This window comes from Herbidospora cretacea (assembly GCF_001570605.1).
Taxonomy (GTDB): domain Bacteria; phylum Actinomycetota; class Actinomycetes; order Streptosporangiales; family Streptosporangiaceae; genus Herbidospora; species Herbidospora cretacea.
The window spans coordinates 607,086-623,521 of the sequence record NZ_BBXG01000004.1; the positions used below are offsets into that span (position 1 = coordinate 607,086).

The 16,436-nt window shown below is 71.7% G+C and carries 13 protein-coding genes; 9 read left to right on the plus strand and 4 right to left on the minus strand.

From position 1 onward, the window contains the following. Nucleotides 1-2: 2 nt before the first annotated feature. Genes AW270_RS37620 through AW270_RS10880 form a run of 4 tightly spaced genes read left to right on the plus strand, consistent with a single transcriptional unit; the run spans nucleotide 3 to nucleotide 4,958 of the window. Nucleotides 3-2,342: a DUF885 family protein gene (locus AW270_RS37620; protein ID WP_218009158.1), complete on the plus strand. Its 2,340-nt coding sequence runs from the start codon at nucleotides 3-5 to the stop codon at nucleotides 2,340-2,342. Next, a complete protein-coding gene (locus AW270_RS10870) occupies nucleotides 2,339-3,349 on the plus strand; it encodes an LLM class flavin-dependent oxidoreductase (protein ID WP_218009159.1) in 1,011 nt (336 codons plus the stop codon). Before AW270_RS37620 ends, AW270_RS10870 begins: the two co-directional genes overlap by 4 nt. Then, a complete protein-coding gene (locus AW270_RS10875) occupies nucleotides 3,346-4,584 on the plus strand; it encodes an amidohydrolase family protein (protein WP_061293385.1) in 1,239 nt (412 codons plus the stop codon). The genes AW270_RS10870 and AW270_RS10875 overlap by 4 nt, the downstream gene beginning before the upstream one ends. Then, complete coding sequence (locus AW270_RS10880; protein ID WP_061293386.1) at nucleotides 4,581-4,958, plus strand: nuclear transport factor 2 family protein; 378 nt, start codon at nucleotides 4,581-4,583, stop codon at nucleotides 4,956-4,958. Before AW270_RS10875 ends, AW270_RS10880 begins: the two co-directional genes overlap by 4 nt. Here AW270_RS10880 and AW270_RS10885 read toward each other — a convergent pair. The 4 genes from AW270_RS10885 to AW270_RS10900 form a co-directional block, all read right to left on the minus strand. Continuing rightward, nucleotides 4,955-6,445: a sensor histidine kinase gene (locus AW270_RS10885; protein ID WP_245674653.1), complete on the minus strand. Its 1,491-nt coding sequence runs from the start codon at nucleotides 6,443-6,445 to the stop codon at nucleotides 4,955-4,957. The genes AW270_RS10880 and AW270_RS10885 overlap by 4 nt on opposite strands. A 96-nt stretch (nucleotides 6,446-6,541) precedes the next feature. Then, nucleotides 6,542-8,254 carry a glycoside hydrolase family 6 protein gene (locus AW270_RS10890; RefSeq protein ID WP_169807287.1) on the minus strand — a complete coding sequence of 571 codons (1,713 nt, stop codon included), beginning with the start codon at nucleotides 8,252-8,254 and terminating at the stop codon, nucleotides 6,542-6,544. A 161-nt stretch (nucleotides 8,255-8,415) separates the two neighbouring features. Further along, the gene (locus tag AW270_RS10895) at nucleotides 8,416-8,751 is read right to left on the minus strand and encodes a hypothetical protein (RefSeq protein WP_061293393.1); all 336 of its coding nucleotides are present in this window, start codon (nucleotides 8,749-8,751) and stop codon (nucleotides 8,416-8,418) included. A gap of 691 nt (nucleotides 8,752-9,442) precedes the next feature. Next, a complete protein-coding gene (locus AW270_RS10900; RefSeq protein WP_061293395.1) occupies nucleotides 9,443-10,315 on the minus strand; it encodes a helix-turn-helix transcriptional regulator in 873 nt (290 codons plus the stop codon). A gap of 189 nt (nucleotides 10,316-10,504) precedes the next feature. On the opposite strand from AW270_RS10900, the gene AW270_RS10905 reads away from it, so the two are divergent. The 5 genes from AW270_RS10905 (at nucleotide 10,505) to AW270_RS10925 (ending at nucleotide 16,435) form a co-directional block, all read left to right on the plus strand. Further along, complete coding sequence (locus AW270_RS10905; protein WP_061293397.1) at nucleotides 10,505-11,266, plus strand: SDR family oxidoreductase; 762 nt, start codon at nucleotides 10,505-10,507, stop codon at nucleotides 11,264-11,266. 313 nt (nucleotides 11,267-11,579) lie between these two features. After that, complete coding sequence (locus AW270_RS10910; RefSeq protein WP_061293399.1) at nucleotides 11,580-12,848, plus strand: hypothetical protein; 1,269 nt, start codon at nucleotides 11,580-11,582, stop codon at nucleotides 12,846-12,848. Next, on the plus strand, nucleotides 12,845-14,368 hold the full coding sequence (locus AW270_RS10915) for a VWA domain-containing protein (RefSeq protein ID WP_061293401.1): 1,524 nt from the start codon (nucleotides 12,845-12,847) through the stop codon (nucleotides 14,366-14,368). Before AW270_RS10910 ends, AW270_RS10915 begins: the two co-directional genes overlap by 4 nt. Continuing rightward, entirely contained in the window at nucleotides 14,355-15,083 is a 729-nt protein-coding gene (locus AW270_RS10920) for a hypothetical protein (RefSeq protein WP_061293403.1), read from the plus strand. The genes AW270_RS10915 and AW270_RS10920 overlap by 14 nt, the downstream gene beginning before the upstream one ends. Before the next feature lie 122 nt (nucleotides 15,084-15,205). Continuing rightward, nucleotides 15,206-16,435, plus strand: a complete 1,230-nt coding sequence (locus AW270_RS10925; RefSeq protein WP_061293404.1) for an NAD(P)/FAD-dependent oxidoreductase — start codon at nucleotides 15,206-15,208, stop codon at nucleotides 16,433-16,435. Nucleotide 16,436 lies beyond the last annotated feature (1 nt).

Here is a 16,436-nt window from a genome sequence, read left to right on the forward strand (position 1 = left end):
CCGTGCTCGCGGAGCTGACCGAGCGGTTCTGGGCCTGGCGGCTGGCCACCACGCCGCGTAGCCGCGACGACATCCCCCGGGTGGTCCGCCCCGCCGGGTGGCGCCCGGAGTGGGACGCCGTCACCGTCGAGGAGGACCGGCGGTTCCTGGCCGCGATCGAGAGCGACCTGGCGGCCGTCGCCCCGTCGGCGGACCCCGCCGTCGAGGTGCCGCGCCGGCTGCTCGGCTCGGCGGCCGCGCGGGCGCGCTGGGAGCTCGACGTCGTACGGAGCTGGCGGCGCGACCCCTGGTTCTACCTCGACCAGACCGTCGGCCACGTCTACGACGCGCTGCTCGCGCCCGCCCCCTTCGACCCGGCCCGCAGCGCCGACCTGGTCGAACGGCTGCGCTGGATCCCCGGCACCCTCGCCACGGCCAGGGACAACCTCGACGGCACCGCCACCCGTGAGTTCGCCGACCTCGCCCTGGCCGACAGCCTGGACGTCGCCGGCCAGCTCCGGACCGCCGTCGCGCTGCTGCTGCCGCACCTCGACCCGGCCGTCCGCGACGACGCCACCGAGGCGGCCGAGGCGGCGGCGGTGGCGCTCGCCGATTGGCGGGCCTGGCTGACCGAGCGGCTGCCGTCCTTCGCCCCCCACCGGCCGGTCGGCGCGGAGGCGTTCGGCTTCTTCCTGCACCAGGTCGCCCTGCTGCCCTGGTCGGCGGACGAGATCCTCGCCCTGGCCGCCCAGGAGCGCGACCGCGCCGAGGCGTTCGAGCTGTTCGAACGGGCCAGGTCGGGCCCGCTCGAATGGCCGCCGCCCCCGGCGAGCGCCGAGGAGCAGAGCGCGGCCGAACGGGCCGCCGAGCTGGAGGTGCGCGCCTTCTACGAGGAGCGCGGCCTGCTGTCGCAGCCGCCGGAGCTGCGGCACTACCGGAACCTGCCCCGGCCCGACTACCTGGAGCCGCTGCGCTGGCTGGGCGTCAGCGACGACCTCACCGACGAGAACCGGCTCGACCAGGACGGCGTCAGCTACGTCCCGGTGCCCGGCCCCGACCTGCCCTACTTCTACCGGGCCAACGCCGCCGACCCCCGGGCCGGGATCATCCACGAGGGCGTCCACTACCAGCAGCTCGCGCTGACCTGGCGGCACCCCGACCCGGCCCACCGGCGCTTCTACGACTCCGTGCCCAACGAGGGCATCGCCTTCTACAACGAGGAGATGATGCTCCAGGCCGGCCTCTTCGAGGACGCGCCGCTCACCCGGGCCATCGTCTACAACTTCATGCGGCTGCGCGCGATCAGGGTCGAGGTGGACGTGCGCCTGGCGCTCGGCGAGATCGACATCGACGGCGCGGCCCGCATGCTGCACGAACTCGTCCCGGTCGACCTCGGCACCGCCAGGGAGGAGGCCGCCTTCTTCGCCGCGACCCCCGGGCAGGGGCTGTCGTACCAGGTGGGGAAGGTCCAGGTGACGCGCCTGCTGGCCGACGCCGCCCGCCGCGACCGCGACGGCTTCGACCTGCGCGCCTTCCACGACGCCCTGTGGTCCGACGGCAACATCCCGCTGGCCGTCCAGCGCCTGCACCTGCTGGGCGACGCGAGCGAACTGGAGAGGGCCGACGCCCTGGCGGGCGACATGCGCGCCTTCGCGGCCGAACTCCTCGACGCGATCACCTCCGGCGACGTCGACCGCCTCCAGGACCTGTACGCCGACGACATCCGCGTCTGGCACAACTACGACGGCGTCGAGCGGGACAAGGCCGAGAGCCTCGACGCGGTCCGCCTCATCGACGCCGGGATCGAGAACTTCCACGCCACCGACGTGCGCGTCGACCCGGTGCCCGGCGGCTACGTGCAGCGCTGCGTCTACCGGGGCCGCGACCGCGAGGAGGGCGCCGAGATGGCGGTCGACGCGATGATGCGCGTCGAGGTGCGGAACGGCCGGGTCACCCGGATCGAGGAGTACACCGACCCGGCCCAGGGCTCGGTCCCCTCGGTCACCCGGTTCAAGGACGGCTCGGGCTGGGAGGAGCAGGCCGGCTACTCCCGCGCCGCCCGCGAGGGCGATCTCATCGCCGTGAGCGGCACGACGGCCGACGGCGCGGGCACCTACGCCCAGACCCTCGACGCCCTGCGCCGGGGTGTGGCGGCGGTGGAGGCCCTGGGCGGGTCGCGCGCGACCGTGTTCCGGACCCGCCTGCTGCTCACCCCCGACGCCGACTGGGAGGAGGCCGCGCGCGCCCACGCCGAGGTGCTCGGCGACGTGGCCCCCGCCAACAGCACCTATGTGGTCGGCGCGCTCATCGGCGAGGGCTTCCTGGTCGAGGTCGAGATCGACGCGAAGGCGGCCTGCGCGTGACGTACTCCCTGCGGGTCAACAACGACCTGGACATCCCCACCCTGGTCGACCTGGCGCAGCGGGCCGAACGCCACGGCTTCGACCAGCTCTGGGTCTCCAACGACCTGTTCCTGCGCTCGGCCCCCGTACTGCTCGGCATCCTGGCCGCCAGGACCGAGCGGATCAAGCTCGGCGTCGGGATCATGAACCCCTACTCCGTGCACGTCTCGGAGATCGCCATGATGGCCGCCACCATGCGGGAGGCCACCGGCGGCCGGTTCCTGCTCGGCGTCGCCGCCGGGTCGGCCGAGTTCCTCGGCTGGGCCGGGATCGGGCGTCCCCGCCCGCTGTCCAGAACCGCCGAGGCGGTCACCGTGCTGCGGGCCCTGCTCGGCGCCGAGGAGCAGCGCGGGGAACTGCCGGAATGGTTCGGTCCGCTGTCCGGGCTGCGGCTGCCGCCGGGCGATCCGGTGCCCGTGTACGTGGGTGCGATGAGCCCCAAGATGCTCCAGATGGCCGGACGGCTGGCCGACGGCGTGCTGCCGCTGCTCTACCCGCCGGAACACTTCACCACCGCGCGGGGCGAGATCGCCAAGGGCGCCGAGGAGGCGGGGCGGTCGGTGGACGATCTCGACATCCCGGCCTGCTTCTGGGTGTCGACCGGCGGGGACGACGACCAGGCCCGGCTCGCCATGGCCGCCAAGATCGCCTACTACGGGCCGTCGTTCGCGCCCTACCTGCTCGGCCGGGCCGGGCTCGCGGTCGAGGACTTCGGGCCGGTCACGGCCGTCCTGGAGCGCGACGGCCTCGACGCCGCCGCGCGCCTGGTCGACGACCGGATGCTGTCGCTCGGCATCACCGGGAGCACCGCCGACGTGGTCGGACGCTGCCTGTCGCTGCGGGCGGCGGGCGCCACCCACCTGTCGTTCGGGCCGCCGCTCGGCCCGGACCTGCGGGAGGCCGTGGAGAAGCTCGGCAGCGAGGTCCTGCCGGCCCTCCGCGCCGACGAGGGGAGCCGATCTTCATGAACTCGACCGTCCTGACCGGCTGCACGGTGGCCGACGCCCGCGTCCTGGACGGCGTCGCCCCGCTGCGGGACGCCGCCGTGTGGGTCCGCGGCGACCGCATCGCCGCCGTCGGCCCCGCCGACGAGATCCTGGCCCTGGCCGGGAGCGACCACCCGCGCGTCGACCTAGGCGGCGCCTTCCTGACGCCCGGCCTGGTCAACATGCACACCCACCTGTCCCTGTCGCTGCCCGGCGAGGGCGGCGACGCGGTCAAGAACCTCGGCCCGCACGACCTGGCCCACTACATGGCCGACGGCGCGCGCCGGACCCTGCTCTGCGGGGTGACCACCGTGCGCTGCGTCGCGGAGAAGGACCACGCCGACTTCGCGCTGCGCCGCGCCATCACCGCGGGCCGCGTGACCGGCCCGCGCGTTTTCACGGCCGGACGCGCCCTGGTCTCCACCGGCGGCCACGGCCACGAGGGCACCGACACCCTGGAGTGCGACGGGGCCGACGGCTTCCGCCGGGGCGTGCGCGCACAGGTCAAGGCCGGCGCCGACCTGATCAAGGTGATGATCTCCGGCGGCATCGCCGGCGAGCACGAGGACATCCACACCCGCCAGCTCTTCACCGACGAACTGGCCGCCGTCATCGAGACCGCCCACGCCTGGGGCCGCAAGGTCACCGCCCACGCGGGCCCCGCCCCCGTCATCGCCGAGGCGGTGGACCTCGGCCTGGACTGCGTCGAACACGGCTACCAGCTCACGCCCGAGGTGGTCGCGGCGATGGCCGCCCGGGGCACCGCGCTGGTGCCGACCCTGCTGGTCACCCGCTGCAAGGCGTTCTTCGACGAACTCGGCGTGCCCGAGTGGATGCAGCGGCGCTCGCTCGGCGCGGGCCCCCGCCACCTGGAGAGCTACACGATGGCCCTGGCGGCCGGGGTGGAGGTGCTGCTCGGCAGCGACATGCCCCCGTTCTGGCACTTCGAGGGCACCAACGCCACCGTCCGCGAACTGGAGCACATGTCCGACGCCGGCCTGGGCCCCGCCCGGGCGCTGCACGCCGGGACCCTGGGCCCGATCCGCTGGCTGGAGGCGGAGCCGGACCTCGGCACCGTCGAGCCGGGCAAGTACGCCGACCTGATCGCCATGGACGCCGACCCGCTGGAGTCGACGTCGGCGTTCCGGGGGGTGCGCTGGGTGATGTCCGGCGGCCGGATCGTCCGCGACGACCGGAACGGGGGGACCCTCTCATGACCGTCTCCGACGTCGCCGCCGCCCTCGACGACATGTACGACGCCTTCCTGGCCGGTGACCGCGCCCGGTTCGACAGCCACCTCCACCCGGAGGTGACCACCTGGGAGACCCACCTGCCCGGCCCTCTGCGCACCCGCGCGGAACTCGACGCCTACCGCGCCGAACGGGACGCCGCCGGGCCCCGGCCGCCGCTGGAGTCGCTGACCACCGGCGAGATGCGCGTCGACGTGTGGGGGGACACCGCCGTGGCCCGTTACGTGCTGGTCGCGGTCGCGCCGGGGGAGGAGCCCGAGCACACCCGGGTCACCGACGTGCTGCGGCGGTCGCCGACCGGCTGGGCCATCGTCCACCACCACGCGGAACTCGTCCGTTAGGCCCCGACGCCCTTGGACACCCGCCGCGCGTCCCTGACGAGGGTCGCCGTGGCCCGGCTCAGCAGCCCGACCGGGCTCGGCCTCCCGGCGGGACGGTCGTCGGCGGCCTGACGAGGGGCCTCGGGAACAGGCTCCGACGAGGGGCCGCGCTGAGGGAGGCGCAGCACGAAACGCGCGCCCCGGTCGCTGTCCTCGACGGTCAGGGTGCCCTGGTGGGCCTGGGCGATCTCCCTGGCGATGGCCAGGCCGAGCCCGGTGCCTCCGGCGTCGCGGGCGCGGGCCGCGTCCAGGCGGGTGAACCGTTCGAAGACCCGTTCCCGGTCCTCGACGGCGAGCCCGGCGCCGTCGTCCTGGACCTCCAGGACGGCGATCCCGTTCTCGGCCCGCACGGTGACGGTGATCTGCGACGTGGCGTGCCGTTCGGCGTTGTCGAGGAGGTTGACCAGGACCCGGGAGATGCGGAGCTGGTCGATGTCGACGCACACGCCCGGCTGGAGACGCCGGACGATCTTCGCGCGAGGGGGCCGCTGGTCCAGTTCGGCCCCGGCCAGGCTGGACAGGTCGGTCGGCTCGCTGCTGAGAGGCGCGCCCGCGTCCAGGCGGGCCAGGGTCAGCAGGTCGGTCACGATCGCGTGGAGCCGGTCCACTCCCGTCAGCACGGTGGTGGCCACCGTCGGCCAGTCGGCGTCCTCGGGGTGGGCGAGCGCGTCGTCCAGTTGCAGGCGCATGGCCGTGATCGGGCTGCGCAGGTCGTGGGAGGCGTCGGAGGTGAAGCGGCGCAGCCGCTCGTAGGCCTCCTCCAGGCGGTCCAGGGTGCCGTTGACCGTGTCGGCCAGGACCTTCACCTCCTCGTAGGTGTCGTAGACGCCGGGCACCGGGACCCGGCGTTCGAGCTGGGCGGCGGTGATGTCGGCCAGCTGCCGCTGGATCGCGGCGACGGGCTTCACGGCCTTGGTGATGTCCCGGAACACCCATCCGGTGACCGCCACGGTCACCAGCAGGGACGTGCCGATCGCGAGGAGGACGGCGGTGGAGTTGCCGTACCAGGGGACGGTGGGGGTGGCCACGTACAGTGACCAGATGCCGTCCGGCTGGTAGACGTTGATCGACGTCACGGTCCGGCACCCGTCCAGGCCCACGGGGGAGCACAGGACCCGGGTGGCAGCCAGTTTGTCGCCGGGGGGGTGAAAAGTGGCCATCGGCGGTTGGCCGACCAACTGGCTGCTCGCCGCGACCACGTTGTCGTGGGCGTCCAGGACCTGGACCGCCTCGTCGTCGGCGTGGGGCAGCACGGAGGGCAGCCGCTTCTGCTGGATCTGCGACTCGACGCTGTTCCAGGCCGACAGGCCCTGCTGCAGCGCGTTGTCGCTCTCTTTGCCGCCCACGTACATGAGGAAGAGGAAACTCAGCCCCAGGCACATGAGCACCATGAGAACGCCGGTGGCGAGTGTCCTGCGCGTGCGGAACGAGGGCCGTCGCCTACCCACCGGCCCTCCCTTTGCCCGACTGCTGTCCATATGGGCAAGGAACCCCGATGACCAGCCAAAACTTCCCATCGGCAGGCAAAGTTCCAGGGGCCAGGGTCAGAGAGGGGGATAGGCGTTCCTGACGAGGGTCTCGAAATAGGACGGCCAGAAGATCCCGTAGGCCGGTCCTCCCGGCGTGGCTCCGGACGGCCGGTACGACCCGCTCGGAGGGGTGTAAGTGGGGTCGCACCACCGGTTGGGGCCGTCGCTCGCGCCGTCCGACTCACCCGGCGGCCGGGCCCAGACGTAGGCGTCGACCCCAGGCTTCGGAGCGGCGGCCGGACGCTCGCCGATGCCCGCGTTGAGCTGGTTGCACCAGTTGTAGCGGTTGATGCGCCGGTCGAGCCTCGACTGGTCGACGTAGGTGTTGACGTCCCAGGAGACGCTGACGGCGGTCGGCCTGGCCGGCCCGCCCCAGCCGTTGCGCGAGGTGTCGATCAGCATGCCGATGTCGGCGGGCAACCCCGCCCCGATGAGGGCGGTCCGCAGGAACCGGGTGTAGTCGTCCTCGTCGATGTGGGGGTTCCAGTCGACCCACCGTGACCACAGGAGCGGCTGGCCGGTGACCAGCTTGGCGGTGTCCGGCAGGAAGATCTCCTCGACGGGGACGTAGTTGGCGACGTTGGTGACGAACCCGTCCACCCCTGGGGTCCCCTCGACGACGTCGGCCAGCAGCTCGACGAAGGGCCCCGACACCTCGGTCCAGCCGGCGACCGACGACCGGGCCGCGTCCAGGTAGACGTAGACGTTCGGGACCGCCCTGAGGGCCGTGATGGCCTGACGGATGCCCTGGACATAGACCCCTGAGGTGCGCGCCTCCACGCAGGGGGGATCCTGGGGCCAGCTGACCATGCTGCCCAGCGTCTCCGGCTCAAGGAGGGTGACGATCCTGAGCGGGGCGTAACGGGGGTCGGCCAGGATGGCCGCGATGGGATCCACGAACTGGCTCCGGTACGCCGCCACCCCCGCCGCCGTCATCGGGAACTCCGCCGTGGGCCACCACGACGTGCAGTCCTTGCCCGGCAGGTCGCTCAGCACGAGCGTGACCACGACGGGATCCGTGTTCCCCTGCGACAGGGCCTGGACGAGTGCCCGATCAAGGTGCCCCCGCAACCCCAGGCCACCCTTGACGGACCCGATCGCCGCCACCGAGTCCAGCCACAGGGCGGTCGGCTGGAACGCGACCTTCCGCATCGCGGTCCCGACCTCACCACCGGCGGCGGTGGCGGCGGCATTGACGTTCCCGACGTAGTCGGGGTTCAGGTAGCCCCGCGCCCCGAGGTAGGGGTTGTCGACCCGCCCAGGCGTGGGCGACGGGGAAGGGCTGGGCGAAGGGGAGGGGCTGGGCGTCGGGCTCGGGGAGGGGCTCGGGGAGGGGCTCGGGGAGGGGCTTGGTGATGGGGGGCCGCCGCAGGTGGTGCCGTTGAGGGTGAAGCTGGTGGGGGAGGGGTTGGCGGTGGTCCAGCGGCCGTTGAAGCCGAGGGTCACCGTCGCGCCCGGTGCGAGAACCCGGTTGTACGGCTCGTTCTCGGCCTGGACCCGCGCTCCGGACTGGCTCCACCGCGCCGACCAGCCGTGGGTGATCGTCTGCCCGGCGGTGAAGTCGAACCGCAGCGTCCAGCCGTCGACCCGGTCGCCGGTGTTCTTGATGGTGATCACCGTGGTGAACCCACCCGGCCACGTGGTCGCCCCGTAGGTCACCACACATCCCGGAGCGGCCCAGGCCACCCCCGGCAGCAGGCCGAAAACGAGTACAACCCCGACAAGCACGCGCAGGAGCCTCATGGCACCCCCCGGACGCGGAGACCGACCCCCGATCGTCCCCCCGGAGGACCCGCCCCCGGCAACCTGGGCCGACGAACCACCAGGTCAGTCCTGAACCTTTCACCCCGTGGCGAGGTTCCCGCCGCGATGATCTTCAGCGGGCCGGGTCACATGTGCGCATCGTCCCGGAACCCGTACCAGGGCCCTTTCAGGTGGCGGGTCTCCGCCGGCCGGCCGTCCGGGCTCCAGATGTAGCCGTAGCCGTCCTGCCCCCATGTACGACCCCGGTAGAACACGACCTGGCCGTTCTCCTCACGAATGAACATGAACGAGAGCAGCCCGACGTCGGCGTCCCGGATCTCGACGCCGTCCTCCAGCGTGCGCGCGAACTCCTCCATCTCCTCGGACGAGTACGCGAAGCGCAGGTCCTCCGCCCAGGGCACGGCCACGACGAGCCCGACCGCCAGGACCGCCGCGCCCACATACAGCTTCCGTCTGGCCATCGCCCCATTCTGAAGTCAGGCGCTCATCGCCGTGCGCGAAGGTTCGCCCGGGGATCGCTGTTCTGCTTCGACCCAGGTCCACCTGCCGCATTCGGTGGCGGTTCCGTCGAAAGCGGGGGAGCGCCTCATCCGACGCAGAGCCCAGCTCCTCGCTGCGCAGGTCGTCCAGGAGAGTGGCGCCCGCCGAGGAACACGAGCGCCACTCCCTACCTCTTCCTGAGCAACCGACGCGTTCGAGCCGACTCCATCTGGCGAAAGATCAGCACGGACGACCTGCTTAGAAATCTACTTTGTAAAGGCGTCGGGTTGTTACGTAATTGATCTTGATACCAAACTCAAAAACCAGCACCAATGCCCAAGCCGCGCTCTGGCCGGGCTGCCCGTCACAGACAAGGGGTGCTCGCGGCACTCAGGAGGTCCGGAGGATGTGGCGCGGCGGCCAGGACGAGATACGCACCAGTGGTCCATGCGCGGGCGCGCTCGTGGAATCAAGGTCCGGTGGAATCGTCGCAGGGGAGCGCATAGGGGGTTGAGGAGCATCCATGTCAGATCGTGCGCCAAGCCGCCGCGGCCTCGGGCTGCGCTGCTGGACGGCCCCTACCGCGAGGTCGCCACACGGGTGTCGGCGAACTCCCAGATCGTGTTCGACGACGATAACCGCCTCTTGGGACGCCGGGGTGGCGTGTGTTCGTCAGGGTGTCTGTGGGCGCGGGGCGTCCGCCGGTCTGCCGGGTGCTGTAGCGGTGGACTCGGGGTGTGAGAGTGCGCCGAGGAGCCGCAGTTTCTCGTCGCTGTCGCTGTCCTTGTCGGGGTAGTAGACGACGAGGATGACGTCGCCGATGGCGAGTTTGTCGCGGTGGAGGCGTAGTTCGCCGACGACGGGGTGGTGGACGGTGGTCGTGCCTCCTTCGAGGCTGCGGACGTCGTGGCGGGCCCACAGGGTGCGGAAGCGCTGGCTGGAGAGGGCGAGTTCTCCGACGAGTTCGACGAACCGGGGGTTGTCGGTGTCGTCCCCGATGGTGGTGCGAAGGGCGGCGATGAAGTCGGCGGTGGCTTTGGTCCAGTCCTGGTGGAAGGCTTGTTCCTCTGGATCGAGGAGGAGGGAGCGGAGCCGGTTCTGGCCGGGTTGCAGGCGGGGGGAGAGCGCGACTGCCATGGGGTTGGAGGCCAGGACGTCGAAGGCGCGCCCTTCGACGAAGGCGGGGATCTGGAGGTGGGCGAGGAGTTCGTGGACGCGCCCGGGTACGTGTTCGGGCCGCTTGCGCCGCGGCGCCTTGGGGTGTGCCGCCGCGAGGCCGAGCAGGTAGGTCCGCTCGATGTCGTCGAGCCGCAGGACGCGGGCGAGTGATTCGAGGACCTGGGGTGAGGGGTTGTTGTCGCGGCCCCGTTCGAGGCGGAGGTAGTAGTCGGGGCTGATTCCGGCGAGCAGGGCGACTTCCTCGCGGCGCAGGCCGGGGACGCGGCGGTTGCCTCCGGGTGGGAGTCCTGCCTGCGCCGGGGAGACCAGCTGGCGCCGGGCGCGGAGGTAGCTGCCGAGCCGGTTGCCGGTTTCCGCGTCCTTCATACCGACACCGTAGTGCGGTGCGCGTGTCCCAGAGGGGGCCCTGCGAGGACCAGGGAAGGCGGGGGCCCTGCCAGACCCGGCGGATGCGGTCAAGACTGCGACAGCGCTGTTTCGAAAGAGGCAGAGAGCATCACTGCCTGCGCCGCGGGCTTGAACGCCGGCGGCGCCCTGGATTGAAGGGAAGATCTTGTGGATCTCTCCAACCGTACTGTTCTCGTCGTGGGCGGGACCTCGGGTATCGGGCGGGAGCTGGCCCGGCGGTTCGCTGCGGCGGGCAGCGCTGTGGTAGTTGGCGGCCGCAGCCCGGAGGCGCTTTCGGAACTCGCCGATGAAGGCTTCGGCGCGATCCGTGTCGACGTCACCGACGGTGATTCCGTCGCGGCTGCGCGTGACGTCGTGCTCGCCCGGTACCCCGAGCTGGACACGGTGGTGACGATGTCGGGCGTCATGCTGCTGGAGGACGTGCGGGACCCCGCGCACTTCGAGGCGGCGGTGACGACGATCGACACCAATCTGCTCGGCACGATCCGAGTCGTCGACGCTTTCACCCCGCACTTGGTCCGGCGGGGTTTCGGCGCCTTCGTCACCGTCACTTCCGGCATCGCCTTCCTGCCGTTCCCGCCCATGCCCAGTTACGCCGCCTCGAAGGCGGCGGTGCACGCCTATTCCGAGGCGCTGCGCGCGCAGCTTGACGGCACGGGGGTGGGTGTCGTCGAGCTCGTCCCGCCGGCTGTCGCCAGGGCGGGACAGGAGAAGGTGGTTGCGCACGCGTTGCCGCTCGACGACTTCGCCTCCGAGGTCATGCGTCTGCTCTCGCAGGATCCCACCCCTCGCGAGATTCTCGTGAAGGGGGTTCTCATGCACCGCTGGGCTGAGCGCGACGGCACCTACGACGCCCTGGTCGCACAGCGTTCGCAGGCTTTGGCCATGCTCCCCAGCCGCCAAGGCTGACCCGATCGGCCTCCTCGCTCGTTCCCCCGGCCGACGGGCAGCCGGGTTCCTGGGTGCGAACCCCGTTCCAGGTCTGGCGATCACGCCACGCGGGTCGTGTCGTGTCAGGGGGTGGGTGGCGTTCGATGAGAGCGCGGGGCCCGTCTGGCTGATCGCTCCATGGTTGAAAGAGTTCTTCCCCGTGAATGAGACAGCTTGGGGTAAATCGCATTTCGTGTCCTGTGGCGATTTATCGTTTTCCCGCCCGTCCGCGCATGTGGTCGGTAATCTGCTCTCGCCTTATTCCCAAAAGAGGCGCGATATGCGGTGATGGGTGTTGTTTGGGGGCTTTGCCGTGTGCAGCATGCTCCGTGGTGAGTCGCGGGCGGCGGAGTCCGCCGACCCGGGCGACGAACCCGAACTGACGGTCCCGCCGTCTCCGAAGCCCTACTACCTGCGGCGCGCGTTCCTGATGAGGGTCGCGGCGCTGGCCGCGCTCCCGTTGACCGGCGCGGCCGTGCTGGTGAACGAGGACAAGTGGGCGCTGCCGCTGAGCCGGGTCCAGGTGGTCAGGGGGAAATTGGCGTCCAAGAAGGAGTTTCTCGAAGATCCGAAGGTGCGGCGGATTCTGATGGGGCACGGTATCCGGCTGGAGCTGACGAGTGCCTCTTCCCGTGCGATCGCGGTGAATTCGCTCGACGGTTTCGACTTCGCTTTCCTCTCGGGCCAGCCTGCCGCGACGATGATCGTGGAGAGGCGTCAGAGGGAGCGGCTTCAGGCTGATCCGTACAGTCCGTTTCTGAGTCCGATCGTGCTGGCGACCTTCCGCGACTACGCGGAGACGTTGCGGGATCACGGGGTGGCCCGTCCGCTGGAGGGTGAGGGCTCGCTCTATTACGAGATCGATCTGAGCGCTTTCATCGGGCTGATGCGGGCCGGGCGGCGCTGGGACGATCTGGGGATCACCCGGTACGGTCCGGCGAACGGCAACAGGGTGCTGGCCAACACCCCTGAGGTGTGCGGGAGCAATTCGGCCGGCACCTATCTGGGCATGGTCGCGTATGCGGTGAACGGCGATCGGGTGGTCCGGAGCTTCACCGAGGCGGATGTGGTGGCCGACAAGATCAAGCCGTTGCTGACCGAGCAGGGGCTGCCCTCGGAGGAGATCTTCGAGGTCTACATCGGACCAGACGGGCGGCAGCGGGGGCCGATCGTGGTGGTGTACGAGCACCAGTTCTTCACTTATCAGCTCGATCGGCGGGCGCGGTCGGTCGATGTGGATCGGGAGCGGGTGCTGATGTATCCCCGGAACGGTTATCTCGCGCTTCCGAGGCTGATCGCGTTGACGCCCGCGGGCAAGCGGCTCGGTGAGCTGATCACCGACGATCCCGAGCTGCGGGGGCGGGCCGCCGAGCTGGGGTTCCGTCTGTATCCCCGGCACGGTGTGGAGCCGGGGGCCGAGCTCGGGGAGCTGCTGGAGCGGCAGGGCATCCCGGTGCCGGTCATGGCGGGATCGGACGACAGCCAGACGCGGCTGCCCGCCCTGGCTCTGCTGGATCGCATGATCGTTAGGATCGGCTGCCCCGGGAGCGGCTCGTCGTGAGGGCCCGGCTTCTGCTGTGCGGGGTGCTCCTCGGCGTGGCGGCCTGCTCGTGGGGCGCCGAGCCGCCGGTCCGGCTCACGGTCCTGGCCGCCGCTGAGCTCGCGGATCTGGAGCCGCTGCTGGACGAACTGGAGCGGGACACCGGGGTCGAGCTCGCGATGGATTATCGGGCCCCCGGTGACCTGCTCGATCCTGGAGGGGCGGCGTACGATCTGGCCTGGCCGTCGTCCGATCGGTATCTCCGGATCCGGCTGAAGGACGCGGGTTTCCGTGGCGAGCCTCCGCTGAGCACGTCGGTCATGTTCTCGCCCGTCGTCGTGGGTCTGACCCCGTCGGCCGCCGCGGCGTTGCGTCCGCCGGGCGGGGGAGCTCCTACGTGGGCCGATCTCGCGGACGCCGCCGCGCGGGGCCGTTTCAGGTTCGCGATGGCCGATCCGCGGACGAGCGGCAGCGGGCTGGCCGCGCTGGTCGGGGTGGCGACCGCCGCCGCCGGGACAGGGGGAGTGCTGCGTCCCGAGGATGTCACCTGCGACCGGCTCCGGGGTTTCTTCACGGGTCACACCATCAGCGCGCCGACGTCCGGTGACGTGGTCGACCAGTTCGTCTCGCGGCAGGAGGAGACCGAGGGTGTGATCGCGCACGAGTCGACGCTGCTGTCGCTGAACGCCGCCGGGCGGCTCCGGCAGCCGCTCGAACTGGTGTATCCGCGCGACGGCACGGTGGTGTCGGACTATCCGGTGCTGCTGCTGAACCCTGCCCGGCGTGCCGCCTACGACGAGGTGGTGGGGTGGCTGAAGAGTGAGCGCGTCCAGCGGGAGATCATGAGTCGGACGCTGCGCCGGCCGCTGTCTCCCCGCGTCGAGCGGGACCCCCGGCTGGCCGCCCCGCTCGGCAACGCGGTCTACTTCCCCGGCGAGGTGGAGGTCCTGGACTCCCTTCTGGCCGGTTATGCCGCCCCGGGGCGGCGCGGGGCCGAGCGGCTGGTGCTGCTGCTGGACTTCTCCGGGTCGATGGCGGGGGAGAGGATCAGGGCGCTGAGGTCGGCCGTGGCCGGGCTGGGCGGGGCGGACCGGTCGTCGAGCGGGCGTTTCGTCCGGTTCAGCCGGAGTGAGGACGTCACCGTCCTGCGTTTCGGCGGGCGGGTCCTCGACGAGCGGACCTTCGCCGTCGGGACGCCTCGCGGCATGGACGGGCTGCTGCGGCATCTGGCGTCCGGCGGCTTCGACAGCCGTACCGCGATCTGGTCGTCTCTCGACCGCGCCTACGCCCGCGCGGCCCGCCTGCTGAAAGGCGGCGGCCGGGTGTCGGTCGTCCTGATGACCGACGGCCGGAACAACGCCGGCATGTCGGCGGAGGCCTTCCTGAACCGGAGCCGCCCGGGTGCGGTTCCCACGTTCGCCATCGCTTTCGGCGACGCCGACCGTTCGGATCTGCGCCGGGTGGCGGAGGCGACCGGGGGCCGGGCCCTGGACGGCGGCGAGTTGCCGGCCGCTCTCAAGGAGATCCGTGGGTGTCACTGACGAGCTGTGGCGGAGCGTCAATGCGGGCTGGATGCTGCTGTGGGCGGTGACGTTCGTCTGGCTGGCGGCGTTGGCGGTCCATCTGGCCGGTGTTCACCGGCGTGACCGGCGCGGGCGGTCCCTTCCCGACCTGGATCTGTTGCTCTGCGTCTACCTGGACGTGCCGCGGGTGCTGGCGGTCAGGCGGGGCAGGCGGCGAAGGGAGCCCCGGAACCGGACGTTCGCGGTGAACGTAGGGGTGGCCGGGCTGACGGCCGGGCTGTCGGCCGAGGAGACCGTCGCGCGGGAGAATGTCCAGGAGGAGGAGCCGCCCGCCCAGGAGGACGACGCGCCGTCGCGGGCGGAGGCCGTCGCCGCGCTGGGTGCGGTCATGGCGCGGCTGGAGAAGCGCCGCGTCCTGTTCCGGGTGGATCTGCGGGAGGGGACCGTCGCTCCGGGCGCGGCCGTCGCCGAGGCTTTCGGCCGGACGTCGCGGCTGAGCGGGCTGGGCGACCACTACGTCTGGGTCACCGGCGACTTCGCGTCCACCGGGGACGCCGGCCCGCGCCTGACCTTCGAGGCTCCTTACGGCGGTGACGCCCGGGTGGCGATCAGCTTCGTTCCCCTTGAGCCGCACGCGCCGCCTTCTCACGTCCGCGCCTGCCTGGGCAAGGTCCAGGCCTGGAACGCCCGGACGCGAACGTTGACGGTCGACCCGGTGGCGGTCTTCCGCTGAGCGCCGGGGGTGGGGTCACCCCGGCGCGGGCGCGCTGCCGGTCGACGCTCCGCCGCCGGTGCCGGCCCATGCCGATCTGTGGGGCGTCGCATTCGACGGGATCTGTCGGGTACGACCAGCTCATGGCATACCAACATCCGGTGATCGTGATCGGCGCGGGGCTGGCCGGGCTGGCCTGCGCGGTGCGGCTGCATCGGGCGGGCGTGCCCGTCACGGTGCTGGAGGCCTCCGACGGGGTGGGCGGCAGGATGCGCACCGACGTGGTGGACGGCTTCCGGCTCGATCGCGGTTTCCAGGTGCTGAACACCGGCTATCCGGAGGTGCCGCGCGTGCTGGACGTGGCGGCGCTGCGGCTGCGGGCGTTCAACTCCGGCATGCTCGTCTTCCGCGACGGGGGCGGCAAGGAGAGGGTGATGCTGCCGTGGAAGCATCCGCGGCACGCCCTCACCGGCCTGACCGCCGATCTGGGCACGCCGGTCGACAAGGCGGTCCTGGCGGCCATGACGGCGCGTGACATGACCTTCCCGGCCGGGATGCTGCGCGGGGGCGGCGACCGCACGATCCTCGACGAGCTGCGTCTGTGGGGCATGTCGCCGGTGATGGTCGAGCGGCTGATCCGGCCGTTCCTGGCCGGTGTGCTGCTGGAACGGGAGCTGGAGACCTCCAGCAGGGTCTTCCATCTGATCTGGCGGTCGTTCGCGCGGGGCACGATCGGCGTGCCGGCGCTGGGCATGGGGGAGGTCCCGGCGCAGCTTGCGGGCCGGCTGCCCGCCGGGGCCGTGCGGCTGGAGTGCCCGGTGCGGGAGGTGAGCGGCACGGGCGTGGTCCTGGACGGCGGCGGCGAGCTGCCGGCCGCCGCCGTGGTGGTGGCCGCCGACCCGAGTTCCGCCGGGGCGCTGCTGCCCGATCTTCCCACTCCGGCGATGCGGGCCGTCACCACCTTCTACCACGCCGCGTCCCGCTCGCCGCTCGGCGAGGCGACCCAGGTGATCGACGCCGACGGCGTCCTGGCCGACACGCTGGTCATGACCGACGCGGCTCCGGAGTACAGCGCCGGCGGGGAGGCGCTCATCGCGACGTCGGTGCTGGGGACGGCCGGTGACGGCGACGAGCCGGGCGTGCGGGACCGCCTGGAGGAGATCTACGGCGCGCAGGTGCGGGGCTGGCGTCATCTGGCCACGTACGCGATCACCGAGGCGCTGCCGGCGATGCCGCCGCCGATGCCGTTGCGCCGTCGCGTCCGGCTGGGGGAGGGCCTGTACGTCTGTGGCGACCACCGGGACACCGGGTCGATCCAGGGGGCGCTGGTGTCGGGGCGGCGGGCGGCCGACGCGGTCATGGGCGACCGGTGAT